This window comes from Flavobacterium enshiense DK69, from assembly GCF_000498495.1.
Classification (GTDB): Bacteria; Bacteroidota; Bacteroidia; order Flavobacteriales; family Flavobacteriaceae; genus Flavobacterium; species Flavobacterium enshiense.
On sequence record NZ_AVCS01000015.1, the window covers coordinates 230,875 to 256,377 of the forward strand.

General features: G+C 38.7%; 21 protein-coding genes. 15 read left to right on the forward strand and 6 right to left on the reverse strand.

Annotation, left to right across the window (positions count from 1 at the left end; all coding sequences use genetic code 11):
- Positions 1-71: 71 nt before the first annotated feature.
- Positions 72-641, reverse strand: a complete 570-nt coding sequence (locus FEDK69T_RS11020; RefSeq protein ID WP_023574246.1) for a hypothetical protein — start codon at positions 639-641, stop codon at positions 72-74.
- Positions 642-858: 217 nt separating this feature from the next.
- Between FEDK69T_RS11020 and FEDK69T_RS11025 the strand changes: the two genes are divergently transcribed.
- On the forward strand, positions 859-2,235 hold the full coding sequence (locus tag FEDK69T_RS11025) for an MATE family efflux transporter (RefSeq protein WP_035629665.1): 1,377 nt from the start codon (positions 859-861) through the stop codon (positions 2,233-2,235).
- Positions 2,236-2,322: 87 nt separating this feature from the next.
- Here FEDK69T_RS11025 and FEDK69T_RS15515 read toward each other — a convergent pair whose 3' ends face one another.
- A complete protein-coding gene (locus FEDK69T_RS15515; protein ID WP_023574248.1) occupies positions 2,323-3,819 on the reverse strand; it encodes a TlpA family protein disulfide reductase in 1,497 nt (498 codons plus the stop codon).
- Between the two features lie 394 nt (positions 3,820-4,213).
- On the opposite strand from FEDK69T_RS15515, the gene FEDK69T_RS11035 reads away from it, so the two are divergent.
- Positions 4,214-4,441 (forward strand): hypothetical protein, encoded by a 228-nt coding sequence (locus FEDK69T_RS11035; protein WP_023574249.1) that lies wholly within the window; start codon positions 4,214-4,216, stop codon positions 4,439-4,441.
- Here the strand turns inward: FEDK69T_RS11035 and FEDK69T_RS11040 are convergent, their stop codons facing one another.
- Together FEDK69T_RS11040 and FEDK69T_RS11045 are read right to left on the reverse strand one after the other, a co-directional pair.
- Entirely contained in the window at positions 4,442-5,083 is a 642-nt protein-coding gene (locus tag FEDK69T_RS11040) for a response regulator (RefSeq protein WP_023574250.1), read from the reverse strand.
- A 5-nt stretch (positions 5,084-5,088) separates the two neighbouring features.
- Positions 5,089-5,847 carry a sensor histidine kinase gene (locus FEDK69T_RS11045; RefSeq protein ID WP_023574251.1) on the reverse strand — a complete coding sequence of 253 codons (759 nt, stop codon included), beginning with the start codon at positions 5,845-5,847 and terminating at the stop codon, positions 5,089-5,091.
- A gap of 484 nt (positions 5,848-6,331) precedes the next feature.
- Between FEDK69T_RS11045 and FEDK69T_RS11050 the strand changes: the two genes are divergently transcribed.
- The 7 genes from FEDK69T_RS11050 to FEDK69T_RS11080 all read left to right on the forward strand — a co-directional run bounded on the left by FEDK69T_RS11050 (position 6,332) and on the right by FEDK69T_RS11080 (position 12,247).
- Positions 6,332-7,183: a DUF1269 domain-containing protein gene (locus tag FEDK69T_RS11050; RefSeq protein ID WP_023574253.1), complete on the forward strand. Its 852-nt coding sequence runs from the start codon at positions 6,332-6,334 to the stop codon at positions 7,181-7,183.
- Between the two features lie 11 nt (positions 7,184-7,194).
- Positions 7,195-7,593 (forward strand): hypothetical protein, encoded by a 399-nt coding sequence (locus tag FEDK69T_RS11055; protein ID WP_023574254.1) that lies wholly within the window; start codon positions 7,195-7,197, stop codon positions 7,591-7,593.
- A 23-nt stretch (positions 7,594-7,616) separates the two neighbouring features.
- Complete coding sequence (locus tag FEDK69T_RS11060; RefSeq protein ID WP_023574255.1) at positions 7,617-8,336, forward strand: hypothetical protein; 720 nt, start codon at positions 7,617-7,619, stop codon at positions 8,334-8,336.
- A gap of 227 nt (positions 8,337-8,563) precedes the next feature.
- The gene (locus FEDK69T_RS11065) at positions 8,564-8,920 is read left to right on the forward strand and encodes a hypothetical protein (protein ID WP_035629668.1); all 357 of its coding nucleotides are present in this window, start codon (positions 8,564-8,566) and stop codon (positions 8,918-8,920) included.
- 3 nt (positions 8,921-8,923) lie between these two features.
- The gene (locus FEDK69T_RS11070; RefSeq protein ID WP_023574257.1) at positions 8,924-9,304 is read left to right on the forward strand and encodes a hypothetical protein; all 381 of its coding nucleotides are present in this window, start codon (positions 8,924-8,926) and stop codon (positions 9,302-9,304) included.
- Positions 9,305-9,315: 11 nt separating this feature from the next.
- The gene (locus FEDK69T_RS11075) at positions 9,316-10,998 is read left to right on the forward strand and encodes a S8 family serine peptidase (protein ID WP_023574258.1); all 1,683 of its coding nucleotides are present in this window, start codon (positions 9,316-9,318) and stop codon (positions 10,996-10,998) included.
- Positions 10,999-11,005: 7 nt separating this feature from the next.
- On the forward strand, positions 11,006-12,247 hold the full coding sequence (locus FEDK69T_RS11080; RefSeq protein ID WP_023574259.1) for a hypothetical protein: 1,242 nt from the start codon (positions 11,006-11,008) through the stop codon (positions 12,245-12,247).
- A 35-nt stretch (positions 12,248-12,282) separates the two neighbouring features.
- On the opposite strand, the gene meaB is transcribed toward FEDK69T_RS11080, so the two are convergent.
- Positions 12,283-13,374, reverse strand: coding sequence for a methylmalonyl Co-A mutase-associated GTPase MeaB (gene meaB, locus FEDK69T_RS11085; protein ID WP_023574260.1), 1,092 nt, complete (start codon positions 13,372-13,374; stop codon positions 12,283-12,285).
- Positions 13,375-13,555: 181 nt separating this feature from the next.
- Between meaB and FEDK69T_RS11090 the strand changes: the two genes are divergently transcribed.
- From FEDK69T_RS11090 to FEDK69T_RS11110, 5 genes are all read left to right on the forward strand, one after another.
- A complete protein-coding gene (locus FEDK69T_RS11090) occupies positions 13,556-14,467 on the forward strand; it encodes an AEC family transporter (RefSeq protein WP_023574261.1) in 912 nt (303 codons plus the stop codon).
- Entirely contained in the window at positions 14,467-15,678 is a 1,212-nt protein-coding gene (locus FEDK69T_RS11095) for an MFS transporter (protein ID WP_035629671.1), read from the forward strand. Before FEDK69T_RS11090 ends, FEDK69T_RS11095 begins: the two co-directional genes overlap by 1 nt.
- Positions 15,679-15,826: 148 nt before the next feature.
- Positions 15,827-17,236 (forward strand): FAD-binding oxidoreductase, encoded by a 1,410-nt coding sequence (locus tag FEDK69T_RS11100; RefSeq protein WP_023574263.1) that lies wholly within the window; start codon positions 15,827-15,829, stop codon positions 17,234-17,236.
- Positions 17,237-17,516: 280 nt separating this feature from the next.
- Complete coding sequence (locus FEDK69T_RS11105) at positions 17,517-20,834, forward strand: T9SS type A sorting domain-containing protein (protein WP_023574264.1); 3,318 nt, start codon at positions 17,517-17,519, stop codon at positions 20,832-20,834.
- Between the two features lie 309 nt (positions 20,835-21,143).
- Positions 21,144-24,470, forward strand: a complete 3,327-nt coding sequence (locus FEDK69T_RS11110) for a T9SS type A sorting domain-containing protein (protein ID WP_023574265.1) — start codon at positions 21,144-21,146, stop codon at positions 24,468-24,470.
- 61 nt (positions 24,471-24,531) lie between these two features.
- Here the strand turns inward: FEDK69T_RS11110 and FEDK69T_RS11115 are convergent, their stop codons facing one another.
- Positions 24,532-24,933, reverse strand: coding sequence for a hypothetical protein (locus FEDK69T_RS11115; protein WP_023574266.1), 402 nt, complete (start codon positions 24,931-24,933; stop codon positions 24,532-24,534).
- Positions 24,934-25,099: 166 nt separating this feature from the next.
- On the opposite strand from FEDK69T_RS11115, the gene FEDK69T_RS11120 reads away from it, so the two are divergent.
- The gene (locus tag FEDK69T_RS11120; protein WP_051385127.1) at positions 25,100-25,468 is read left to right on the forward strand and encodes a hypothetical protein; all 369 of its coding nucleotides are present in this window, start codon (positions 25,100-25,102) and stop codon (positions 25,466-25,468) included.
- Positions 25,469-25,503: the final 35 nt, after the last annotated feature.

The window sequence follows — 25,503 nt, forward strand, 5'->3', positions numbered from 1 at the left end:
GATTATAAGATTTAGCTCCGCTGAACTTATGTTTCTCCCTATGGTCGAAATGACAAACCAAGCTTTTTATTTTACTTTTTAGACTGCGTCTTGTTTTTCAACTTGCTGTTTTGATAGTTGTTGATTTTTTTAGAACTGAAACCATATGCCAAACGCAGTGAAATTTGTCCTAAATCAAAATCGGAATAGTTTTCATAACGCAGACTGATGTCTATGTGTTTGGTTGCTATTCCAACTCCCGGTGCCCATAAAAATGAGTTGCCAAGTTCTTTTGTAACTCCGAAAGCAGCACCTGCTTCTCCTAGCACATAATACTGATTGCCTAAAAAGGACTTGAAGCCTAATTTCGCAGGGATAAACCCGGAATCTTTATCAGGGCTGAACAAATGGGTGTACCCGGTGGTAAAAGCTAAAGAGGTTTTGGTAGTGATATCATACTGCAGACGGGCATCGGCTCCTAAAGTGAAATTGTAATCATTGTTGAAAGGGATGCCTAAGTTGAGTCCGTACCCGATGCGCCAGTGACGCAGGTATTCGGGTTTCAGTGGCTGTTCCTCTTGTGCTTGTGCTTTGGTTTCGATAGTAAATAATACTGCAGCCACAACAGCAAACAGACTTGAGATTTTGGGGATCGTTCTCATGCTAAAAATTCTTTTCGGTTAGTTTTTCAGTATGAGAACAGAAAAATCGGCTTTTTAGTTTGTAGGGAAATGTTAAAGTTTCTTAAGGTTTACTGTCGGGAGGGTGTATTGTTTTGACAGCTAAATTTTTACGTAAAAATCAAAATTGGATTGATTTTTTAATTTTTAATAACATTTTCTGAAAATCTAGTGATTACCTTTGCGCAAAATTTAAAAAATGCGTTTGTCTGTATATACCAAAGAGTTCTCCAATAATTTAAAATTAGCCTATCCGATTATTCTCGGAATGTTGGGCCATACCTTAGTGGGGATTGTCGATAACATCATGGTTGGAAAATTAGGTCCGACTGAATTGGCGGCTGCTTCTTTGGCAAACAGTTTCGTATTCATTGCCATGTCGATCGGAATAGGGTTTTCTACAGCGATTACGCCTTTGGTTGCTGAAGCCGACGGAGAAAAAAACGTAGAGAAAGAGCGAACCATTTTCCATCACGGATTGGTTTTGTGTACCATTTTGGGGATAGCGTTGTTTTCGATAATCTACTTTTCAAAACCGCTGATTGTTTATATGGGTCAGCCGGAAGCCGTTGTGGAAATGGCCAAGCCGTTTTTGGATGTAGTGGCCTTTTCATTGATCCCGTTAATCATGTTCCAAGGATACAAACAATTTGCGGATGGTAAATCGGAGACGAAAGTGGCCATGTGGGCGAACCTGCTTTGTAATATTGTTCACGTATTTTTAAATATCGTACTGATTTACGGACTTTGGTTTTTCCCGAAAATGGGAATGCTGGGCGCAGCTTATGGGACTGTGATTTCCCGTTTTGTGATGTTGATATTCATTCACCTTTCTTTAAAACATAAAGAACGTTTCCAAACTTATTTTGAACAGTTTTCATTCAGTGAATACAGGAAAGATATCGTGAAGAAAATTGTAAACCTTGGTTTGCCTTCTGCCATGCAGATGTTTTTTGAAGTAGCCTTGTTTACCGGTGCTGTCTGGCTTTCCGGCGTAGTGGGAACAACTAGTCAGGCGGCCAATCAGATTGCATTGAGCCTGGCGACATTTACCTTTATGTTCGTGTCCGGATTCGGAGTAGCGGGGATGGTACGTGTGGGTAATTTTAAAGGAGCACAGGATTTTGAAGGGTTACGAATCGTGGCGCGTTCAATATTGTTGCTGGCTCTTATTGTTCAAGTGTTTTTCGCTTTGGTATTCGTGATTTTCCATAGTTACCTGCCGGAGATGTTCATGAATGCCGAGAATATGGCACATTTGAAAGACAATGCTGAAGTGATTTCAATCGCGTCTCAATTAATAATTATAGCAGCCATTTTCCAGATTTCCGATGGTATCCAGGTCGTAGTTTTGGGAGCGCTGCGTGGTTTGCAGGATGTTAAAATCCCAATGTACATGACCTTTGTTTCATACTGGCTTATTGGTTTTCCGATTTCAATTTATCTTGGATTGTACACCAATTTGAAAGCGGTAGGAATCTGGATTGGACTTTTAGCTGGACTGACGGCAGCTGCAATATTTTTGTATCTCCGATTCAATCATTTAAGTAATAAGCTGATAACTCGTAATTCGTAATTCATAATTCGTGATTAAAAAATAACCACATAAAAACGCCAGTTCTTATGTGGTTGTTTTTTTTAAACGGTAGTTGTGTATGTGTTTTTACAACTCGCTGTACTGTTTTATAAAATTTACCCAATCAGTGTTAAAAGGGATTCTAATGTATTTCCCTTTGGGTGTTACTAAAATTTTTGTTGGATAGCCTTGAACTTTAAAATTAGTTTCAAAATTCCCGTCAGACATTGCAACTGGGAATGAATAGCCTTTTTCTTTCATATATTTTGCAACCATATCCTCTGTATCATTGCAAGCGAAAGTTAATAATGCAATCTTATTTGAATTTTGTAAGACAAGCTGGTTGTAAAATTTTTGTAAATCGGGATGTTCTTTTCTGCATGGTGAACACCAGGTTCCCCAAAAGTCAATTAGTATCCATTTCCCGTGGAATTCCTTGCTTGAAAATAGTTTTTTATCAATCTGATTTGCTATAATTACTGGCGATGGTTCGGCTTTATTTTCTATTGATTCAGCCCAAAATTTGGAAAAATTTGAGTCGGTGGGATAAATTTCAGTATAAAATTGTCGAAGTTTTTCTTTATAATTAGGCTCTTTTAATGCCGTTTTGAGGAGAGTTTGCAAAACTTGATTTTTATCAGTGTTATTTTTAATGAGAAATGTCAGATAATCCTCTTCAAAAGATTCCTTACCGCCAAAAAAGAACATATCATAAAAATATCCCTGTCGATTATTTTTATCATTAAAATCGGGGCTAAAATCAAATGCAGTTTTCAATAAAGCTTGCTTTTGAAATTGATCAGTAGTTGTGGAGGCTTCATTATCGCTAATAAAAGCATATAAATATCTGTAATATGCTCTTTTTTGTAACTCTTCTCTTGTAGTTAATTCTGTGGCAGCTATTTGATTGTTTTTCAAATGATCTTTAATAGAATTGTATATTTTTAAAGCCAACGGTTTTAATTCGGGTTTCTCATTTATGATTTTGTAAATCAATAACCCGTACCGACCAGTTTTGTTAGAATAGAATTGGGATGGTGTAAGATTGTGTGAAAGAAACTCCGTTGCAAGATTTTTTAAAAGTGGTATATCATTCGGATTGTCCTGAATTTTAGTCCAAATTATGATCGGTTTCGCTACTTCTTTGAGTAGATGAGTGGTATCAGCATTTATTTTTGACAAGACCAATTTGCTTACCGCAATTGTCTTATTCATTTGATTTATTTGATTTACATCAGTTATGCCTTCTGAGATGTTTTTAATAAACGGTTGAACAAATTGATTATGCATTAAATCCTTCAAAGATGGTTCAAAGAGTTTGTCTGAAGCTAATTTTTTGACATAGTAAAATGCTGAATCTGCATTATGCTCATTACGTGTAAATTTATTAAAATTGTTATTGTACAAAGCAGATAATTCATAATTAACTTTATTTGTCTGCGAATTTGCAGTTATGCAGATTCCAAAAAATAATAGCCCGGCAATAATAAAGTGTTTCATTTTTGATGCAATCTTTTCTTTTCCTAAAGTTACAAGGGTGGTATCTGAGATTTTATACAAACGGGTTACTACTGATTTTTTCATAAACTCAATTTATTGGGTTAGGACACGAATGTAGCTATTTTTTGACATAAATAATCTATTTGGTCAATTATTTTAAGGTAATAACCTACAAGAAATATTTATAACCTCGCGAAACCTTATCAAAACCCTTCTGAAGACTAGTGTAACAACACGGAAGATAATTTGAAGACATTATTTAATCTTCCGTGTTGTATTATTTCTTTTTGTCATCCCAATCAAGGAGAAGAAGCTGTAAAAAAGCATATAACGATTAAAGTGATTAAAAAGTAATTACTTCATAATATTTACTTATTTCAAAAACCGTATGATGATTCAGGCGGTTTTTTTATGCCGAATTTATTCGTTTCTTTGCTCAACGAATAGATAAATCAACAAATAATCAAATTCAAAATATATGGAATTACCAAAATTCGTTTTAGCAGATAACACCGATTTCCCGGACGATATCTTCATCATTCATTTGGATTACCCTCGCTTTATCATCAATTTAAAAGACGATGAAATTGAGTTTTTAGAAGAATTGGATGAAGAAGAAGAGGAAGAAATCGAAGCGGAAATGGAAAGACTAATCAACCACGCAGGCGAGTTCTATGACAGGGAGATGAAACGTTACGAGGAATAGTCAGGGAACATAAATTTTATGCTTTATAGCATACATCACCAGGCCAATCCTGTTTTTTACATTTAATTTTACAAACAAATTATCTCTATACCCATCTATTGTTTTTGGGCTGAGACACATTTTGTTTGCAATTTCTTTATAGGTAAATTCAGTGCAGAGTAATTTTAAAAATTCTTTTTCCGATTCTTTCAAAATTTCCTTAGAGGTCGATTTACCTGTAACTGAATTTACCAATGCATCAATAGCAATGTTAGAATGATAAAAGCCGGTATTGATTATTTTTAAGAGGGCAATTTCAAGTGTTTTTTTGTCAATATCTTTAATGAGATAGCCTTTTGCTCCTGCCTGGATCATTTTCAGGATGGTGTTTTCGTCTTCATCGACAGTTAAGGCATGGACATTGACTTCCGGATGATTTTTGCTAAGCCACTTTGTTGTTTCTATGCCGTTCATGACAGGCATATTTATATCCATAAGAACGATGTCCGGGTATGTTCTGTTTTGATTGAATTTTTCAATTAAATCTTTTCCGTTTTTACATTGATAGGATACGTTAAACTGATTGAAATTATCTATAACTCCAGCTATGGCTTCAGATAGCAGTCTATGGTCTTCTACGATAACTATGGAATAATTTTTCATTGTTTTCAGTATTGAAAATAGATAATTGTAAGTTTTGTCCCCTGATTTAGTGTTGATTCAAGATTGACTTCTGCATTTATCAGAAAGCCTCTTTTTTTCATATTTGTTAATCCAATACCATTTTGAAATGTATCGGATTTTTCAAAGCCTTTTCCATTGTCTTCAGCTACAATCGATAGCTTGTTCCCATCGAAACTGATGAATACATCTAATTTAGAAGCTTTCGAATGTTTAATTGTATTGACAAAGAATTCTTGTAGAATCCTGAATATGATTATTTCAGATTTTGTATTCAAACTAAAGGGAGTACCCGTAATTTCCAATTTTGACTCGATACAACCCAAACGATTAAACCTGTCGATTTCTATTTTTACGGCATCTTCAAGGTTTATTTCACAGATGAAATCCGGATTCGTTACCTTGGACAATGCGCGTACTTCATTTAATATATTTGATAAGTTATCATTTACGTCTTTAATATTGTCTGGGTTTCCGGGAATTTTCTGCAATTGAATTTTAGCGAGAGTAAGCAATTGGCCGATGTTATCATGAAGCTCCCAACTAATATTTTTTAGGATTTGTTCCCTGATTTCAATTTGTGATTCTATTATTTCCTGTTCAAACTGCTTTTTCCCTTCAATTTGTTTGATCAGAATCATATTTCTTTTTCTTTGAAAAAAAATAATCAGCATGGTGGAAACCACAACTAAACTTGTAAGTCCTAAAATGGCTGTAACTACCCCGATGCTTCCTTCTTCCCACATAATAAACCAAAGTATTAGTAATAAATAATAACTTAAAAAGTAAACTATTTATTACAAATATATGAAGGTTTATTTGATAATTGTACTCTTAATATTAAAATAAACTATCGAGTAAATAGCTACGGAAATGAAATGCTTTATTCTTCTTTTGTTTCTATGGGTTTTAGTTGTTTTTTTTATTATTGTGTTGATTGTCAGATATATGGTATTTGTTTTTTTATTTGGTTTCTAAACAAACTTACCTCAAAAAAAATTATCGAACTACAGGAAAAACACCTTTTTAAAACCGTTTTTTTCTTTGGAAAAATGGGTTTAATGACTCTGTTATTTTGACTTATAACGTTTAAAATTTGTAATACATAATGTATGCATTTTCTTTTGTCAGATATGTATGTCGTAATGGAATTTGAAGTATTTAAAAATGTAATAAAACAGGGTAGCCGAAAACTGTAAAGAGTAGGCGAAATCTATAAAAATTTTAATTATGAGCTTGTATAATCAAATTTATCAGGGAGAAACTTTTACAGAACAAGATTATTTCGAAGCAGTAAGATATGTTCTTGGGCCGGAATATTCATCCCTTTCAGAAAATCAATTGGAAAATGAACTATTGGGAAGAGTAGGACAAATGTCTGAGAGCGAAGCAGAGGGTTTTTGGTCCAGTTTGGGGAATGTTGCCAGAAATATTGGTTCTGGCGTATTAAGAGGGGTATCTGCCATCGCACCAATAGCCGGAACTGCTGTGGGTACCTATTTTGGAGCTCCGCAGATAGGGGCAGCTTTAGGCGGGGTAGTGGGAAATCTGGCGGGATCGGCAAGTTCGGCGTTATCAAATACAAATACTCAACGCCCAAGACCCCAATATCCTCAACAAGGAAGACCTCAGGCTCAAGCTAGACCGGGCAATGGACAATTGGGGCAAACTTGGCAAAATACAACCCGATATTTAGCTAATGCAGGTAGAGCGGTTTTACCGGCAGTTAACCAGTATGTGCAAAACAATCCGGTGCCATTGGAACCACAGGTTCAGCAGGATGTTAACAGGGTTCAGGGATTTTACAGTCAGTTGGGAAGCATTATCAACAACCCGCAGTTTCAGGCCGGTCAGGCACAACAATCGTTAGGAACTGCAAGTCCGAATGCGCCAATTGAAAATGTTTCATTTGCCGAACTGGTGGAATCACTGAACTATTTGACAGAAAGCATTCTTTATGAATATTATAATAATGGGTTAATACCGACAGAAGATTACCACGTTGATGATTATGGTCAATTTGTGGCTTCCTATACTCCGCAACGAGTAGATAGGATTCAATCTATTTTGGCAACAATTTAAATTGCTTAACAATGGAAGCTTATTTTAATTTATTAAGAGAACAAAATCCCGAAATGGCCAAATACATAGATATGTTACAGCCAATGATGGATAATAAAAGCGTTGAAGAAAATGTTTCTGCCGTTGATCCTGAAATCGAAAAAAAAATTGAAAAACTGACAAGAATCAACCGGAGGCTGTTTTCAATAATTGAAGGATTAAAAACGCAATTAGAATCCGAACTTCTTCAAAATGATGATTTGGCGAAGGCTATCGGGGCTTGTAAAGAATGTTTCGGAGAAAATAAAGAATGTCCGGAATGTTTTGGAAGCGGTAAATCCGGTACAAATGTCCCCGATTTCATCCTGTATAATAAATACGTAAGCCCAGCCATTCAGCGGTATAACAAGCATTATTTCAATAAAAATTAATATTAATTCTAAATTATAAAGTTATGTACTCATCAGAAAATTATTTAAATGAAGATTTGTTGAATGAAGATTTATTGAACGAAGATTTATTCGAAGATATCGTCGAAGATCTGGCTGAAGCAAGAAGACCTTCGGGAAGAAGACCTTTTCAGCCAATCAGACCAGGCGTTCGTCCAAATGTAGCCCAACAATCTAATTTTGGAAGAAATTTAAGTGGTAACGCTGCTGATTATGCTACCAAAAGCGAGTTGAAAAAAGCGTTGGACAGTATTTCTAACGACGTCAACGAATTAAAGAAAACTTCAATTGCAACAAATAAAACTTTAGCAGCTTTGGATGCCAAACACACAGAATTGGCTAAGATTGATCTTCGTAAAAATGAAAATCAGACTAAGGTTTTACGCAACATGCAAATGATGGGCGTCATCGGATCATTGTTCAATCAGCCAAAATTGAAAACTGCCAATCTTGTAGTTGTCCACGAGAAAGATACTAATGGTGCTATCACGTCAACTAAGATTGAGGAAAAACCAGATACAAAGGCAATTGAAGTGGATCAAACCATGTCGTTGTTATTGCCGATGATGACCACCATGGGGGATTCCGGTTCTGGTAAATCAGACAATTTGAGCATGATGCTGCCTTTAGTAGTGATATTGAGCAATCAAAATAAAGGTGGAAGCAATGATAATAATAATCTATTGCCAATTGTATTATTGATGATGATGCAAAATCAAAAGTAAAACAACACAAGCATCACGATGTTACTGATTAAAGACAAGATTAAGGGCTACTAACTTTTTTAATGCTGCTTTTTGCAAATGACCTCACAGGAAAATTAGTGGCCCTTCATTTTAATAAAAACAGATTGAGAAGGTTTCGATAAGAGATTAAATGAGAATGGATGATGCGATTGACGTATGTCGTTCATGAATAAGATTCGTATTAATCAAAATTTAAAGCAATAATTATGAATCCAGTAAATATTATGTTGATCTATTTTTTTGCTACCAAAACTGCAGAAAATTATAACCTTTCCAATCCGAATGAACTGAAGAACAAAGCTCTTCTGACAAGTATGTTTTCTTCAAATTTAGGTTTGAGTGCTTTACTTACGGATTATTTAGCCAAGAATATGGAAAAGAATATGGAAAAGAAAATTGAAGTGGCTGCTTCTTTACCACCTGAGGAAGCTGATCAACCGAAAGCTGCAATTTCGGATTCTGCCGGTTTAAACCCTGTCCCACAGGCGGAGCCAGAAACGGATATAAGTACCCAACAGCAGAAAGGTAGGAGAACTGCAAATTCAAGAAACCAAAATGGATAAGAGATGGAGAGTTTAGCTAAAGATGTGAGCGCAATAAAAAAACAAAATAAGGAAATCTTAGACTATTTAAAAGATTGCTTTCCTTTTGTAAAGTTGACTCCGCAGGCAAAAAAAGAAAAATTTGAAATTTTAGGTGGTTTTATGGGATTGATTTTTGATTTAGAAGATTACAAGGAAAGAATTAATGAATTGCTCAATCATCCAAAATTTTCCAGCCTTTCAGATGAAGATAAAAAAAACTTAGCGCTCCTAAAATTTGCAACAGAAAGTAAATATCTGGAAGAGGTTTCAAATCATAAAGATAAGGCTACCAATGATTTTATCCTTTTAAATGCATTATTTCAAAAAATATCATCCATAGAATTTACGATTAAAAGTCTTTAAAAATTAAAATAATGGATTCCCGACTAAAAATAATTCTTCACGGAAATCCCGAAGAAGAATTGGCCCTTCTCATGCGATTGACAAATCCTTCGTTTTACCCAAAACACAGTAAAATAATAACCCAATTTGGAGATATCGTAAGTTGCAGAATAAAACGAAAATACATCCAGGAGGTTTATTCTTCAAAAGAAGTCAAAAGTTTAAAGGCACCAAAAGTGATCCCGGTTTCAAATGTCGTTGAACACAATGATTTTATTGTTGAGAATCAAACGGAACAACAATCGAATAAGCCAAAATCAAATGTGGTTTTTGGAATTATTGACTTTGGTTTTGATTTCACACATCAAGATTTTATAGATTCAGGAAAAACCCGTTTTGAGAAAATTTGGGTGCAATCAAATAAATATGATGGTAATCACTATGGATATGGCAGTATGATTGACGCTAATTTAATCAATGCATCATTAAATGAAGAATATCCGTTCCGAAAGGTAAAGTACCACCCGGGAAAAAGCGATTTGTTTGGAACAGGAACTCACGGTACCCATGTGCTGGGGATAGCCTGCAGTAATGGCAGTGTTTCAAAAAAAGGTTTCGCAAGCGATTCTCCAATTTTGGCTGTAGATATGGGGAGTAATTATGTCAATGGTTCCAATTTTTCATTGGGAGATTCTGTGAAATTGGTCGAGGGATTACATTTTCTTATTACGGAGGCTAAAAACAGGCCTTTAGTCATAAATATGAGTTTAGGGGGACATGGAGATGCTCATATGGGAAAAACGTTGGTGGAATTGGCAATAGATAATATTCTGACGAATTGGAATGGCGTTGCCGCAGTTCATAGCGGTGGTAATTATTGTCAGTCAAAAGCTCATACTTTTGGCAATGTAAAACAAAATGAGAAAGTGAGTATTCCTTGGTTATTCAAGAAGGATGATATAACTCCCAATGAATTGGAAATATGGTATGAAGGCGAAGACAGAATAAACGTTAGGATAATTGATGAGTTTAATAAAACAATATTAGATGTAAAACCTTTTCAAGACAAAATCATTGTTCGGGACAATGATGAAATTGGAATCTGCCTTCAAAGGAAACACGAGCCTAATACAGGGCTTAATCATATTAATATCTTATTAAACGGAAATTTAAAACTGAAATTTTTAACGGTTGAATTAACGGGGGCGAAAATAAGGAATGGTAAATTTCATTGTTACATCGAGAGGGACGATAAGGGACAATCCATTTTTTTTCCTGAAACTGTAAAGACAACTCACACAACAAACTCAATTTGTAACTCCAGATACGGAATTGCGGTAGGGGCTTATAATCAAAATGCCCCAGAAGAGTCAATATTGCCTTTCAGCAGTTCGGGCCCAACGGTTGATGGCAGGATGAAGCCGGAAATTTTGGCTCCGGGATTTAAAATCGTTTCTTCCTGTTCCTCTTCAAGTTTACAAAAAAGAGCATCCAATAAACTGTGTTCCAAAAGCGGAAGCAGCATGGCGGCCCCTTTTGTCGCCTCTTTGATTGTGAAAATTTTGGAAAAAGAACCTAAATTGAATATTTATCAGATCCGAAAAAAACTTTTTAGATCCTGTCGAAGTTTTAAAGTCAATAAAGAGAATGCTTTAGACGTTTTCAGATCAGGATTCGGTTATATAGATCCTGATAAAATTGTACCTAAAAAATAGCTTAATCATGCAAAATAATGTACTGAATAACCGTCCGGTAAGAAATATCAACGGTGCGGCGAATAATCGCACGGACATAAACAGGAGCGTTGGATTAAATGCAAATAATGAATCCGGCGATGTGGTAATTATACAGCGTTTATTAAGGCTTTGCGCTTATCCTGTTACCGTGAATGGAGTTATAAGGAATGGAGAAACAGATCCAACCGTTTCGTCTATATTGAACTTTCAGGCAAATAACAGCTTAAGGATAACTGGACAGATTAGCCCCAATGATGAAACTTTTGTTTTTCTGAAAAATCATGTCGATAATCTGCCTTCTTTTAGTGAAGCGGATGACGAGTCCATACACCAGCCCTTTATTACGAATGCATTCTTTTTTAGACGAAACGCAAATAATCCCAATACTTTAAATGTGATTTTTGAAGGCGATTCTTGGTTGGATTACCCAATTCCAAGAGTACTAGATCTCTACGATACCATAAGTGATAGAAATCAAAGGTTGAATCTAAACAGTTTGCATCTGGCCAAATTTGGCGAAACCACAACGGATATGTACAGGGACCGTTCTCATTTTGTTCAATATGTTACCAATTACAGAATCGACAGGATTTATTTCAGTGGAGGAGGGAATGATGTTTTTCCTCAATTAGGAAATATTGTTAAGAGTGGCTTAAGTACATTCCGCAACAATTATTTTACCGATGCTTCTAAGTTAAATGACTTAAGGAATATGCCTGTCGGTGATGATTTATACAGAAAATGTATTCAGTATAAGAATTATTTGAACACACTGGTTTTTGATAACGATGCTTTTAATGGTGTCTTTTTAAATTCTATTTTCAGTACCATCGCCAATAATTATATACGATTTGGAAGCATTGTAAACTTGCATTGTTCTTCTAATTTAAAGTTTTATATGCACAGTTACGATTACCCTCTTTACAAATTAGGAGTTAGGCCAAGTATTGGTCCTGTAAATTTGCCTTTAGGTCCTTGGATTAACCCGGTTTTTACCTATTACGGAATTACCGATGCTATTCTGAAGAGTTACATCATTATCAGGTTGATAGACAAGTTTTATGCTTTACTGCATTATATAAAACATACTTTTCAAACGAATAATTTTGGGTTTCAAACCCAAATAGTTGATTTGAGGGGAGTTTTGAATTCTTCAAATTATTGGAGAGATGAAATTCATCCGAATTCTATTGGAGCAACAAGATTGGCTACCAGAGTCAATTTTTAAGATCCCTGTGATTATTTTTTTGGAAAAATTAATTGCTAATGGTTTGAAAAATATTTTTCTAAAAGCACTTGAGCGGCTGCAAACGGTGAAATTTCATTGTTTTGCACCGCTTTTTTGTTTTCCTCCAGCAGTTTTTGGATTTCAGGATGATTGTAGAAATTCAACTTTAACTGTTCGTTGATGGTTTCCAGCATCCAGTACTGACTCTGTTCCTTTCGTTTTTTGTCGAAGAAACCGTTTTCTTTGGTAAGCGTGAAATATTCGATAATTGTATCCCAAACGTCTGAAATGCCTTCGTTTGTTAGTGCACTGCAGGTATTTGCCTTCGGAGACCAGCCTGAACTTTTTAGCGGGAACAGGTGTAACGCGCGATTGAAATCGACTTTAGCCAATCGGGCGCGTTTGATGTTGTCGCCATCGGCTTTGTTGATTACGATGGCATCTGCCATTTCCATGATTCCTCGTTTAATGCCCTGCAATTCATCTCCGGCGCCAGCCAGATTCAGCAGTAAAAAGAAATCAACCATACTGTGAACGGCTGTTTCACTCTGACCCACACCAACGGTTTCAATAAGGATTGTATCAAATCCGCAAGCTTCACAAAGGATAATCGCTTCACGTGTTTTTCGTGCCACGCCTCCTAAACTTTCACCTGAAGCACTAGGACGGATATACGCATTTTCGTCTCTAACCAATTCTTCCATTCGGGTTTTATCCCCCAAAATACTTCCATGCGAAATCGAGCTGCTCGGGTCTACCGCTAAAACAGCGACTTTCTTCCCAATTGAAGTCAGGTATTTTCCGAAAGCTTCTATAAACGTACTTTTTCCAACTCCGGGAACACCTGTAATTCCAACTCTCAGCGAATTATTTGCGTGCGGCAAACATCCTTTGATGACTTCATTGGCTTTTTCCAGATGGGAAGCGCTGGTGCTTTCCACCAAAGTAATGGCACGGCTCAAGGCGACTTTATCTCCTTTCAGAATGTTGGCAATTAATTCATCGGCAGAGGGTTGCTTTCTGCGGAATTGCTGAATATGTTCCACAGAAGAAGCGCTAATGCTGTCCGGCTGTTCAATGCCGTCATTTTCTTTTAAAGCCGATGGATGTGTTTTTTTAAGTGCCACAAGAATGAATTAGAGCAGTAAAAATAAGGAAAAAGGGCACAATGTTCAAGGATATTTAAAGATTCTGTGGTTTTCGGATCCGTAAGATCATGTTTTTGATTTGGATTAAAATTTCGTTAAAAAACGAAAACCTCCGTCAGATAGTGGATTAACTCTTAATTTTGCCCTGCTTTACATTACCATGGATAATATTTTACTCATTTTCGTTTGCATGCTTTTGGGTTTTTTGCTCAAAAAAGTTACGGCATTTCCTCCATTAAGTTATAAAACGCTCAATCAGTTTGTGATTTACATATCGCTTCCGTCCATTGCGCTGTATTATATCCCGAAACTGGAAATCAGTTCAAAATTGTTGTTCCCGCTGGGAATCGCATGGTTGGGATTTGCGCTGTCATATGTTTTTTTTACAGGTTTAGGGAAATTACTTGGCTGGTCCAAAAAACTTATAGGTTGTTTGATTATCACGGCCGGATTGGGAAATACATCTTTCGTGGGTTTCCCATTGGTTGAAGCCGTTTATGGAAAGCAAGGACTTGAAACAGCGGTTATCGTAGATCAGCCTGGGTCATTTGTAGTGGTTTCCACTTTAGCGGTGCTCGTGGCGACAATGTGTTCCCGCGAAACTGCCAGCACCAATGCGATTCTGAAAAAAATATTGTTCTTTCCGCCATTCATAGCCTTTGCCATCTCATGCTGTTTAATCTTTTTAGAAATGGATTTCCCTCTGATACTACAATCCGTTTTTCAGCGTTTAGGGAGTACTGTAACCCCGATAGCGTTGGTTTCGGTCGGAATGCAGTTGGAATTCGACAGAAAAAGTAAGCATTATAAGTTCCTTACCCTGGGATTACTTTTCAAATTATTCATAACTCCGGCTTTTTTCTATTTGTTGTATGTGATGTTATTAAATGGAAAGGGGCTGGAAGTACAGGTTTCGATATTTGAAGCTGCAATGGCTCCCATGATAACCGGAACCATAGTGGCATCCACTTACGGATTAAAACCTAAACTCAGCAGTATGATGATCGGTTTCGGTATTCCGATTTCGTTTATCACATTAATTTTCTGGTATTATATATTACAGCTTATCTAATGAAAACAGCAACGGCAACAGCAACGATCGAGAAAGAAAACAAAGTACAGACTACTGTGTATTCCATTTTGTTTTCGATCTGTTTTGCACACATGATCAACGATTTATTACAGGCGGTAATCCCGGCGATGTACCCGGTTTTGAAAGCAAATTACGGCCTGACGTTTACACAGGTCGGCCTGATCACTTTTACGTATCAGGTAACCGCTTCATTATTGCAGCCTTTTGTTGGAATTTACACCGATAAAAAACCAAAACCGTATTCGTTAGCCTTCGGGATGCTGTTCTCGTTAAGCGGAATCATTATGCTTTCGCAGGCTTCCAGCTTTCCCCTGATTTTAGTGTCGGTTGCAATGGTTGGAGTTGGGTCGTCCATTTTTCACCCCGAAGCATCCCGAGTAGCTTTCTTAGGCTCAGGAGGAAAACGAGGTTTGGCACAATCCATTTTCCAGTTGGGCGGAAATACGGGAACGGCCATCGGACCGTTATTGGTGGCATTAATCGTTGTGCCGCGCGGACAGTCGCATATTCTCTGGTTTGTATTGGTAGCCGTGGTCGGAATCATCGTGTTGAGTCAAATTGCCGTTTGGTATCAGCAGAAACTGATCTCTTTAAAAGCAAAGAAAAAGGCCGTAGAAAAGCATCATGATCTTTCTCCGGCAAGAGTAAAAATGTCGGTGGTTTTACTGCTGATCCTGATTTTTTCGAAATCATTTTACACATCCTCGATGTCAAGCTATTTCACGTTCTATCTGATAGAAAAATTCCATATTTCCGTATTGCAGGCACAGTACCACTTGTTTTGGTTTTTGGGAGCAGTAGCTTTGGGAACATTAATTGGCGGACCGTTAGGCGATAAGTTCGGACGAAAATACATCATCTGGTTTTCCATTTTAGGTGCCGCACCGTTCACACTGATGTTGCCATTTGCCAATTTGTTCTGGACCGGAATTCTTTCGGTTGCCATCGGAATCATAATCGCTTCGGCTTTCTCCGCCATTTTGGTGTATGCACAGGAATTAATGCCTGAACGAGTGGGGATGATTTCCGGATTGTTCTTCGGTTTTGCTTTTGGAGTAGGAGGGTTAGGTTCTGCAGTTCTGGGGTATCTGGCCGATGTGACCTCGATTGAATTCGTTTACGGAATCTGTTCGTTCCTGCCGTTAATCGGTATCATTGCTTACTTTTTGCCTAATTTGAAGAAGAAATAGTTTTTGGAGCTATTTCCCGCTTTTCGCTATATCTTTTGTCTCGTTAAAAAAAAAACGAGACAAAAGGATGCCGCTGCTATCGGGGCTAGTGTTGTGAATTGATGAAATAACTTTGTAACTTTGACACTAACATCTTTGTAGCATAGTTATGACAACGCAAATCACACCCGAAATACTTCAAAAATTACAACATATTGTTGGTGAATCATTCGTATTTACCGACGAAGAAACCCGAAACAATTACGGTCACGACGAAACCGAGGATTATGTCTTTCCGCCGAGTGTTGTGGTAAAACCGGCTTCGGCCCAAGAAATATCAGAAATTGTTAAGTTAGCAAACGAATATAAAATCCCTGTGGTTCCCATTGGCGGAAGAACAGGGTTGAGCGGTGGCGCATTGAGCATTCATCAGGGCATTGGTTTGTCAACCGACCGCTTGAATAAAATCCTTGAAATCGACGAAAGAAACTTACAGGTAATCACCGAACCGGCTGTTATCACCCAGGTTTTACAGGACAAGGTTTTGGAAAAAGGCTTGTTTTACCCCGTAGATCCAAGCAGCCGCGGAAGTTGTTTCATCGGTGGTAATGTAGCCGAAAATGCTGGTGGTGCCAGAGCAGTGAAATACGGCGTTACCAAAGATTACGTACTGAATCTGGAAGTGGTTCTGCCAACAGGAGAAATCATCTGGACTGGAGCCAATACACTTAAAAATTCCACAGGATACAATCTGACGCAATTAATGGTGGGCAGCGAAGGAACGTTGGGAATCATCACCAAAATCGTACTGAAATTATGGCCTAAAAATTCGCATAACGTACTGATGCTTGTTCCTTTTTACAAGGCAGAGCAGGCCTGTGAAGCGGTTTCAGCTATTTTCATGGCTGGAATAGTGCCGAGCGCTTTGGAATTCATGGAGCGCGATGCCATCGATTGGGCCATCCGATTCATTGAAGGCGTAAACGTGGATATCAAAGACGATATTCAGGGGCATTTGTTAATTGAAGTCGACGGAAATTACCCTGAAATCTTAATGCTGGAAGCGGAAAAAATAATGGGTGTAGTCGAGCAATTTGAAATAGATGAAATTCTTTTTGCCGATACCGAAGACCAGAAAAACGCGTTGTGGAGAATGCGCCGCGGTGTTGCCGAAGCCGTTAAATCAAATTCGGTTTACAAGGAAGAAGATACGGTAGTGCCTCGTTATGAACTGCCAACCTTATTAAAAGGGATTAAAGAAATCGGGAACAAATACGGATTCAAATCGGTTTGTTACGGTCACGCCGGAGACGGAAATTTACACGTGAATATCATCAAGGCAGATATGACCGATGAAAACTGGAAAACCGAAGTTCCCAAAGGGATCCGTGAAATTTTCGAACTAACGGTTTCCTTGAAAGGAACTTTGTCGGGTGAGCACGGAATTGGTTACGTACAGAAGAATTTTATGGACATTGCCTTCGATAATTCGCAACTGGTTCTGATGAAAAATATTAAAAAAGTCTTCGACCCGAATAATATTCTGAATCCTGGGAAAATTTTTCCGGATACTATTTGAAAATAAGAGGATAAACACAAAAAGGACATGCATTATAGTATGTCCTTTTTTTTTCTTACATCTTTAAATTTTCTTCAATTTTCAATTTTACTATTTCACGGTTTTCTTTTTTGAGTTTTAATTCCTGTTTGCTCGAAAAATTCATCCCTTTTTTGCCGTAATTTTGAATTCCTCATTCGTAATTCTTCATTAATAATTTCAAAAGTAAAAGACTTTATTTACTGATTGTTAGGTGTTTAGATATTTTTTAACTTTATAGTGAAGTTAAAATAATTATCTTATGAGGACCTATTACTTGTTATTAGTGAGCGTTTTGAGTATAGTGAGCACTTATACTTCGAATGCACAGGGCAACCCGCAGTTACAGTGGGTTTTTAATGCGGTAAATACAGCGGTATGGGGAGGTGGCAGCTATGGGAGCAGTATAGCAGTCGATGCCTTAGGTAACCGTTATGTTGCGGGGAGTTTTCAGGGAACCGCCGATTTTGATCCTTCTGATGCTACGGCTAATCTGACTTCGGTCGGGAGTACCGATGCATTTATTGCCAAATATGACAGCAACGGCAACTACCTTTGGGCGAAAGCTTTTGGGGGTGCTTCGGGTGAATCCGTTAATTCAATAGCCTTAAGCAGTATTGGGGAGCTTTATGTCACGGGGTATTTTTACGATACTGCCGATTTTGATCCTTCGGTCGCCAAGGCTAAATTAACTTCAGTAGGAGATGGCGATATTTTCATTGCGAAATACGACAGCAGTGGCAATTATCTTTGGGCAAAAGCGATGGGGGGACCAGGTTATGATCAAGGTGATTCTGTTGCGGTTAATAGTAGCGGTGAGGCATATATCACGGGGTATTTTGTGGATACAGTCGATTTTGACCCTTCAGCTGCCACGGCCAATTTGATTTCGGCAGGACAGGCTGATATTTTCATTGCGAAATACAGCAGCAGTGGTAGTTACATTTGGGCGAAACGTATAGGGGGTACAGAAAATGATGTAGGTAATTCGATAGCCTTAAACAGCAGTGGTCAGGTACTTATCACAGGGTATTTTCAAAATACAGTCGATTTTGACCCTTCGTCTGCCACGGCCAATCTGACCTCGGCAGGAAGTGGAGATATTTTTATTGCGAAATACGACGGTAACGGCAACTACCTTTGGGCGAATGCGGTAAGGGGAACAGGTTATGAACAAGGTGATGCTATTGCTGTAAATAGCATCGGGGAGATATATGTCACAGGTCTTTTTCAAAATACAGTCGATTTTAATCCTTCTGCTGCTACAGCCAATCTGACCTCGGCCGGAATGGAAGATATCTTTATTGCAAAATACGATAGTAATGGCAGCTACCTTTGGGCGAAAGCTATGGGAGGGCCTGGAAGTGACAGGGGAGAATCTCTAGCGTTAAACGGTAGTGGGGAGGTTCATGTTACCGGATCTTTTCAAGGTACTGTTGATTTTGATCCTTCGGCTGCGGTGGCTAATTTTACTTCTGTAGATAGCAGTCGTGATATTTTTATTGCGAAATACGGAACCAATGGCACCTACCTCTGGGCGGGAGCAATGGGAGGGATGTATGACGAAGGAGGTTCTTCTCTGGTAGTAGACAATAGTGGTCGGGTGAGTGCCACGGGTTATTTTGTCGGAACTGTCGATTTTGACCCCTCACCGGGAACGGCTAATTTAACATCCGGTCAAGGAGATTGTTTTGTTTTGGCTTATACATCATCCGGCAGTTATAATAATGCATTGGCTATAGGAGGGTATTCGGTCTATAATTTTCACGGAGAAGGGAAAAGTGTGGCCACGGATGCTTTTGGGAATGTTTATGTTGCAGGTACTTTTCAGGGTACGGTCGATTTTGATCCATCAGCAAGTACTGCCTATTGGACTTCAGCAGGAATTGACGATATCTTCATTGCTAAATATGACAGCAGTGGAAACTATCTTTGGTCGAAAGCCATTGGCGGGACAAGCCATGAAAATGTTGCTTCTCTAGTGGTAAACAGCAGTGGGGAGGTGTACATTACGGGGTATTTTAGCCCGATTGTCGATTTTGACCCTTCGCCCGCCGTAGCCAATTTGAATTCGTCGGGAGGTATGGATATTTTTATTGCGAAATACGACAGCAACGGGAACTATATTTGGGCGAAAGCAATAGGAGGACCTGATGGTGATACAGGTGTCTATTCTATGGCCATCAATAACAGTGGTGAGTTGTATATCACCGGAATTTTTATTGGAAATATAGATTTTGATCCTTCAGGGGCTGTAGTCTTTCTGCCAGCCCATTCGGTTAGCGATACCTTTATTGCCAAATACGACAGTAACGGCAATTACCTTTGGGTAAAAGGCATTGGAGGGCCGGAGGGTGATATTGTGGCATCCATTACGTTAAACAGTAGTGGTCAGGTATACATCACGGGATATTTTGCAGATACTTCCGATTTTGATCCTTCTCCCAACGTTGCCAATTTGACTTCGGCCGGGAATTTTGATATTTTCCTAGCCAAATACGACAGCAATGGTAATTACCTTTGGGCGAAAGCGATGGGGGGAACAGGTTATGATATATGTGATGCTGTTGTTGTAAATAGCAGTGGGGAGGCATATATCACAGGGACTTTTTCTGCTACAGCCGATTTTAACCCTTCGACAGCCACAGCTACTTTGACCCCAGTAGGAGGAGGTGGGAATTTGTTTATTGCGAAGTACGATAACAATGGTAATTACATCTGGGCGAAAGCCATAGAAGTTATAAAAAATGCATTCTTCGAGACCCCCAGTTCCCTTGCGTTAAACAATAATGGTGATATGTATATTGCCGGTATGTTTCAAGGGACTGGTGATTTTGATCCTTCAGCTGCGACGGTCAATTTCACCTCTGTAGGTAGAAGCAGGGATATTTTCATTGCGAAATACAGTAATAGTGGTAACTTCCTTTTGGGGAAGAGTATAGGAGGAGCAGGTTATGATAATGTTAAATCCCTTGTGATGAGAAACAACGATCAGATGTATGTCACAGGGAGTTTTCAAAATACATGCGATTTTGAACCTTCAAATGCAAGCGGCAGCTTGACTACGTTAAACAGTGGAGACATGTTCCTGGCTAAGTATCTTGAATGTAATGCTGTTACAACACCAACAATAACACTAATAGGTACTACCTTAACCGCAAATGGGCAAGCAGGTAATTACCAATGGGTTGATTGTAGTAATGGGAATGAACCTGTACCAGGGGCAATAGGTCCGTCTTTTACCCCTGCTGTACCCGGAAATTATGCCGTAATTTTAACGGTTGGAGGTTGTGCAAGTATTTCGGCTTGTCAAACGGTATTGAGCATTCATGAAGAGGAAATGGCGTCAATAGTGTTATATCCAAACCCAACAACAGGTAACTTTACTGTCAGCTGGGCTGATGCGTTGGAATCGGCAGAGATTGTCGTTACCGATATCATGGGTAAAACTATCAAAACAATGCTGTGCCAAGGACAGCAGGAAGCAAGGCTTTCTCTGGATGGCGCTGCAAAAGGCATCTACTTCGTTCGTTTACAGAGCGGGCAGAAAACCAAACAGTTTAAACTGGTTAAAAAATAGTATTGTTTTTCATGTTTTTTAAAAGAAGGTCTTTCCATATTGGGAAGGCCTTTTTTGATTTTAAGAAATAGATAAGTAGCTTCGGGAACCTCAGTCACCCGCTGTTCGACCCTTTAACAGGTTCAGGGTACTAGTCAGGCATTGCTTTTCACATTTTTACCCTTCAACTTCCAATTCCCAAACCGTAGCACATAACTTATAATTTGTAATCCTCATTCGTGTTTTATATCTATAATCTTTAATTGATTGATTTTAAAGGTTTTACATTGTTAATTCATAACTTTGTATGAGACCTAAAATGATTATGAGATGAAGAAGTATTACTTGTTATTGGTATGTGTTTTGGGCTTGGGAAACTTTTTCCCTTCAAATGCACAGGTCAACCCACAGTTACAGTGGGTTTTTAATGCGGCAAATACGGCTATATGGGGAGGTACGAACTTTGGAAGATGTATTGCTGTCGATGCCTCGGGTAATCGTTATGTAGCTGGATATTTTCAGGGAACTGCCGATTTTGACCCTTCGGTAGGCACAGCCAACCTGACTGCGGTAGGTTGGGGAGATATTTTCATTGCGAAATACGACAGTAATGGTAAATATCTTTGGGCGAAAGCTTTTGGTGGGGGGTTGGATGATTCTGCTATTTCAATAGCCTTAAACAACAATGGGGAGGTGTATGTTACTGGTTTTTTTTCGGCAACTGCCGACTTTGATCCTTCAGCTGCCACGGCCAATTTAACTTCAACTGGAAATGAAGATATTTTCATAGCAAAATACGACAGTAACGGCAACTATATTTGGGCGAAGGCTTTTGGGGGGACCAATAGTGATTATGTTAATTCGATTGTCGTAAACACCGATGGGGAGGTGTACCTCACAGGGTCTTTTTGGGATACTGCCGATTTTGATCCTTCAGTTGCCACGGCCAATCTAACTTCGGCTGGATATGACGATATTTTCATCGCAAAATACAGTAGCAGCGGTAGTTACATTTGGGTCAAAGGTATAGGAGGGACAGGATTTGATGCTAGTAATGACATAACCTTGAACAGCAGTGGAGAGGTACATATTACGGGATATTTTTCAAATACGGTTGATTTTGATCCTTCTGCCTCTACGGCCAATTTAACTTCAGCTGAGTATAGTGATATTTTTATTGCGAAATACACCAACAACGGCAGTTACCTTTGGGCAAAAGCTATGGGGGGGGCTGCCAGTGATTCGGCGCGTTCTCTTGTTGTAAACAGCATTGGTGAGGTATATATTACGGGAGATTTTTCAAATACAGTTGATTTTGATCCTTCTGCCGCTACGGCCAATTTAACTTCAGCTGGGTATAATGATATTTTTATTGCGAAATACACCAATAACGGCAGTTACCTTTGGGCGAAAGCTATGGGCGGGTTCGAAAGTGATTTGGGCTTTTCCCTTGCCGTAAACAGCAGTGGGGAAGTAATCATTACGGGAACTTTTTCATGGACAGTTGATTTTGACCCTTCGGCTGCCACCTCTACTCTGACCTCAGTGAATCAAAGCAGAGATATTTTTATTGCGAAATACAACAGTAACGGCGGTTACCTTTGGGCGGCAGGTATGGGAGGGGAATGTGACGAAAGCGGTTTTTCTGTGGTAGTAGACAATAACGGTCGGATTAGTGCCACGGGGGATTTTTGCGGGACTGCGGATTTTGATCCTTCAGCGGGAACGGCCAATTTAACAACTGGAGGTGGTTTGAATTGTTTTGTTTCAACCTATACTACATCGGGCAGTTACATAAATGCATTTGCTATAGGAGGATATTCAAGTAATAGTTTTAGAGGACAAGGAAATTGTATGGCCAAAGATGCTTTTGGGAATGTTTATGTTGCCGGTATTTTCTATGGTACGGTTGATTTTGATCCATCAGCAAATACGGCCTATTGGACTTCTGCCGGATCTCGAGATATTTTCATTGCGAAATATGACAGCAACGGAAACTATCTTTGGTCGAAAGCTGTTGCAGGACCGGGTTTTGACAATGTTGGGTCGCTCGTGGTAAATAGTGGTGGGGAGGTGTATATAACGGGTTATTTTGATCAGATTGCCGATTTTGATCCTTCGGCCGCCGTGGCCAATTTGAACTCATCAGGAAGGAGCGATATTTTCATTGCAAAATACGACAGTAACGGGAACTATCTGTGGGCGAAAGCCATTGGAGGGCCCGATGCTGACCTAGGTGTCCATTCTATGGCTGCCAACAGCAGTGGGGAGCTATATCTCACAGGAGTTGGTGGTTCTATTGGGAATATAGATTTTGATCCTTCGGGAGCTACAGCGTATCTTTCTCAAACTTTTTCTTTTTCTGATATATTTATTGCGAAATATGATAGTAACGGCAACTATCTTTGGGTAAAATCCATTGTAGGATCAAGGTATGATCGTGTGGCGAACCTCGCGGTAAACAGTAGTGGTCAAGTATACATTACGGGATCTTTTGAGGAAACTGCTGATTTTGATCCTTCGGCAAATGTTGCCAATTTAACTTCTGTTGGAGTTTTCGATATTTTCATTGCCAAATACGACAGCAGTGGTAATTACCTTTGGGCAAAAGCAGTGGGCGGAACAGGTAATGATATGGTCAATTTCATTGCTGTGAACGGCAGTGGAGACTTGTATGTAACGGGGTATTTTGCCAGTACAGTCGATTTTGATCCTTCGGCTGCCACAGCTAATTTGACATCAGAAGGAGTGTCAAATGTATTTCTTGCGAAATACAATAGTAGCGGTAATTATATTTGGGCAAAAGCTCTGGGAGTGATAGATCATGAGTTTGATTTAGATTATACCCGCAATTCCCTTGCACTAAACAGTGGAGGGGAGGTGTATATGGCCGGGATGTTTCGAGGGACCGACGATTTTGATCCGTCTGCAGCAGTGGCCAATTTCACTTCGGTTGGGAGTGACGATATTTTCATAGCGAAATACAGCAGTAGTGGTAATTACCTTTGGGCGAAAGCTGTTGGGGGAGGAGGTCAAGATGGTGCTACTGCCCTTGTGGTGAACGATAAGCAGGTGTATGTTACGGGGGAATTTGAAGGTACATGCGATTTTGAACCTTCAAATACAAGCGGTAGTCTGACTACGTTGGGTTCTGGGGACATGTTCCTGGCTAAGTATCTTGAGTGCACTACCACTACGATACCTACAATAACGCTAACAGGTACTACCTTGACTTCAAACAGTACTGCAGATGTATATCAGTGGATTGATTGTAATAACGGAAATACACCGGTTCCAAACGCAACAAGCCAGTCGTTCACTCCTGTGGTGAGCGGAAATTATGCCGTGGTGTTAACAATGGGAGGCTGCCAAAGCACTTCGGCCTGTCAAACGGTATTGGGCGTCAGGGAGGAAGAAATGGCATCAGTGAAGCTATATCCTAATCCGACAACGGGTAATCTTACCATCAGCTGGGCTGATTCAATGGAGGATGTAGCGATTGTGGTTACAGACATATTGGGCAAAACCATAAAATCAATGCAGTACAAAGGACAGCAGGAAGCAAGATTTTCTCTGGACGGAGTTGCCAGCGGCATTTACTTTGTTCGTTTACAAAACGGAGAGAAAACCAAACAGTTCAAATTGATCAAAAAATAGTGATGCTTTCATATGTTGAAATAAAAAAAAGAGGCTGTTTCAAAAGACAGCCTCTTTCTTTTTAATTATTGCTTCTGAATTCCTCCAAAACTGCATCCGGATGCTTAAAAGTGGGCGGATGTTCTGTAATGTTGGCAATTCGCTTTTTGTTTAGTTTCATTGTAATGTCGGCTTCGGTCGTAAAAAGTAAAACCCACATGAACGGATTGTTGATGTAGGGTATCAGCTCGGATTCCATTGCGTCCAGTTCCACAATCTTTTCGATTTCCTGCAAACCTTCCTTATAGATTTTGTGGATCACGGATAATTTTAAAACGCCGTTTTCTACCGCAGTTCTCACATAAATGTTTTGCAGTTCGGGACGGCCAATGGTTTTGGTCAATGTCAGTTTTGCAAAAGTCCCATCCTGAATGCTGGCTTTTACGCTGTCGAAAAATTCGGTATAGGTCGGATTGCTTATCATTTTTTACTTTCTGTATGGATTTGTAATGGTAATTGTATTGCAAAAATAACTTTTTTGATCTTGGTCAAAGTGGTTTTGTTTCTTTTTAAATAGATTACCATGTTGAATTTATAGAAATCTGATAAAAATCAGTTTTATAAAAAGAATTATGAACTATCTTTACTTCATGAAAAAAGTAATTGTAATAGTTGTATTCCTTTTCTTCCTTAAACCGATCCTTCCGGTTTTGGAATACGTTTTCAATTACGATTATATTGTTAAAGAACTTTGTGAGAACAAAGCTAAGCCGGAAATGAAATGTAACGGTAAATGCCACTTGATGAAGGAATTGGCAAAAGCTTCCGATACGGATAATCCGGTTTCTCAGGATAAAAAAACGTCACATGCCGAATTTGAAATCCTCTTTTTAGAAAAATCGCCTTCATTTGAAATCGCAAATCTGAATTTTCCTGTTCAGAAAGAAATCAACATGAAATACTCCGATTTGTACTTTTACGAAAACACCATTGTTGTTTTTCATCCGCCAGCCGTTTAATTATTGCTTTACCCTTTAATGTTTATCTGCGTTAG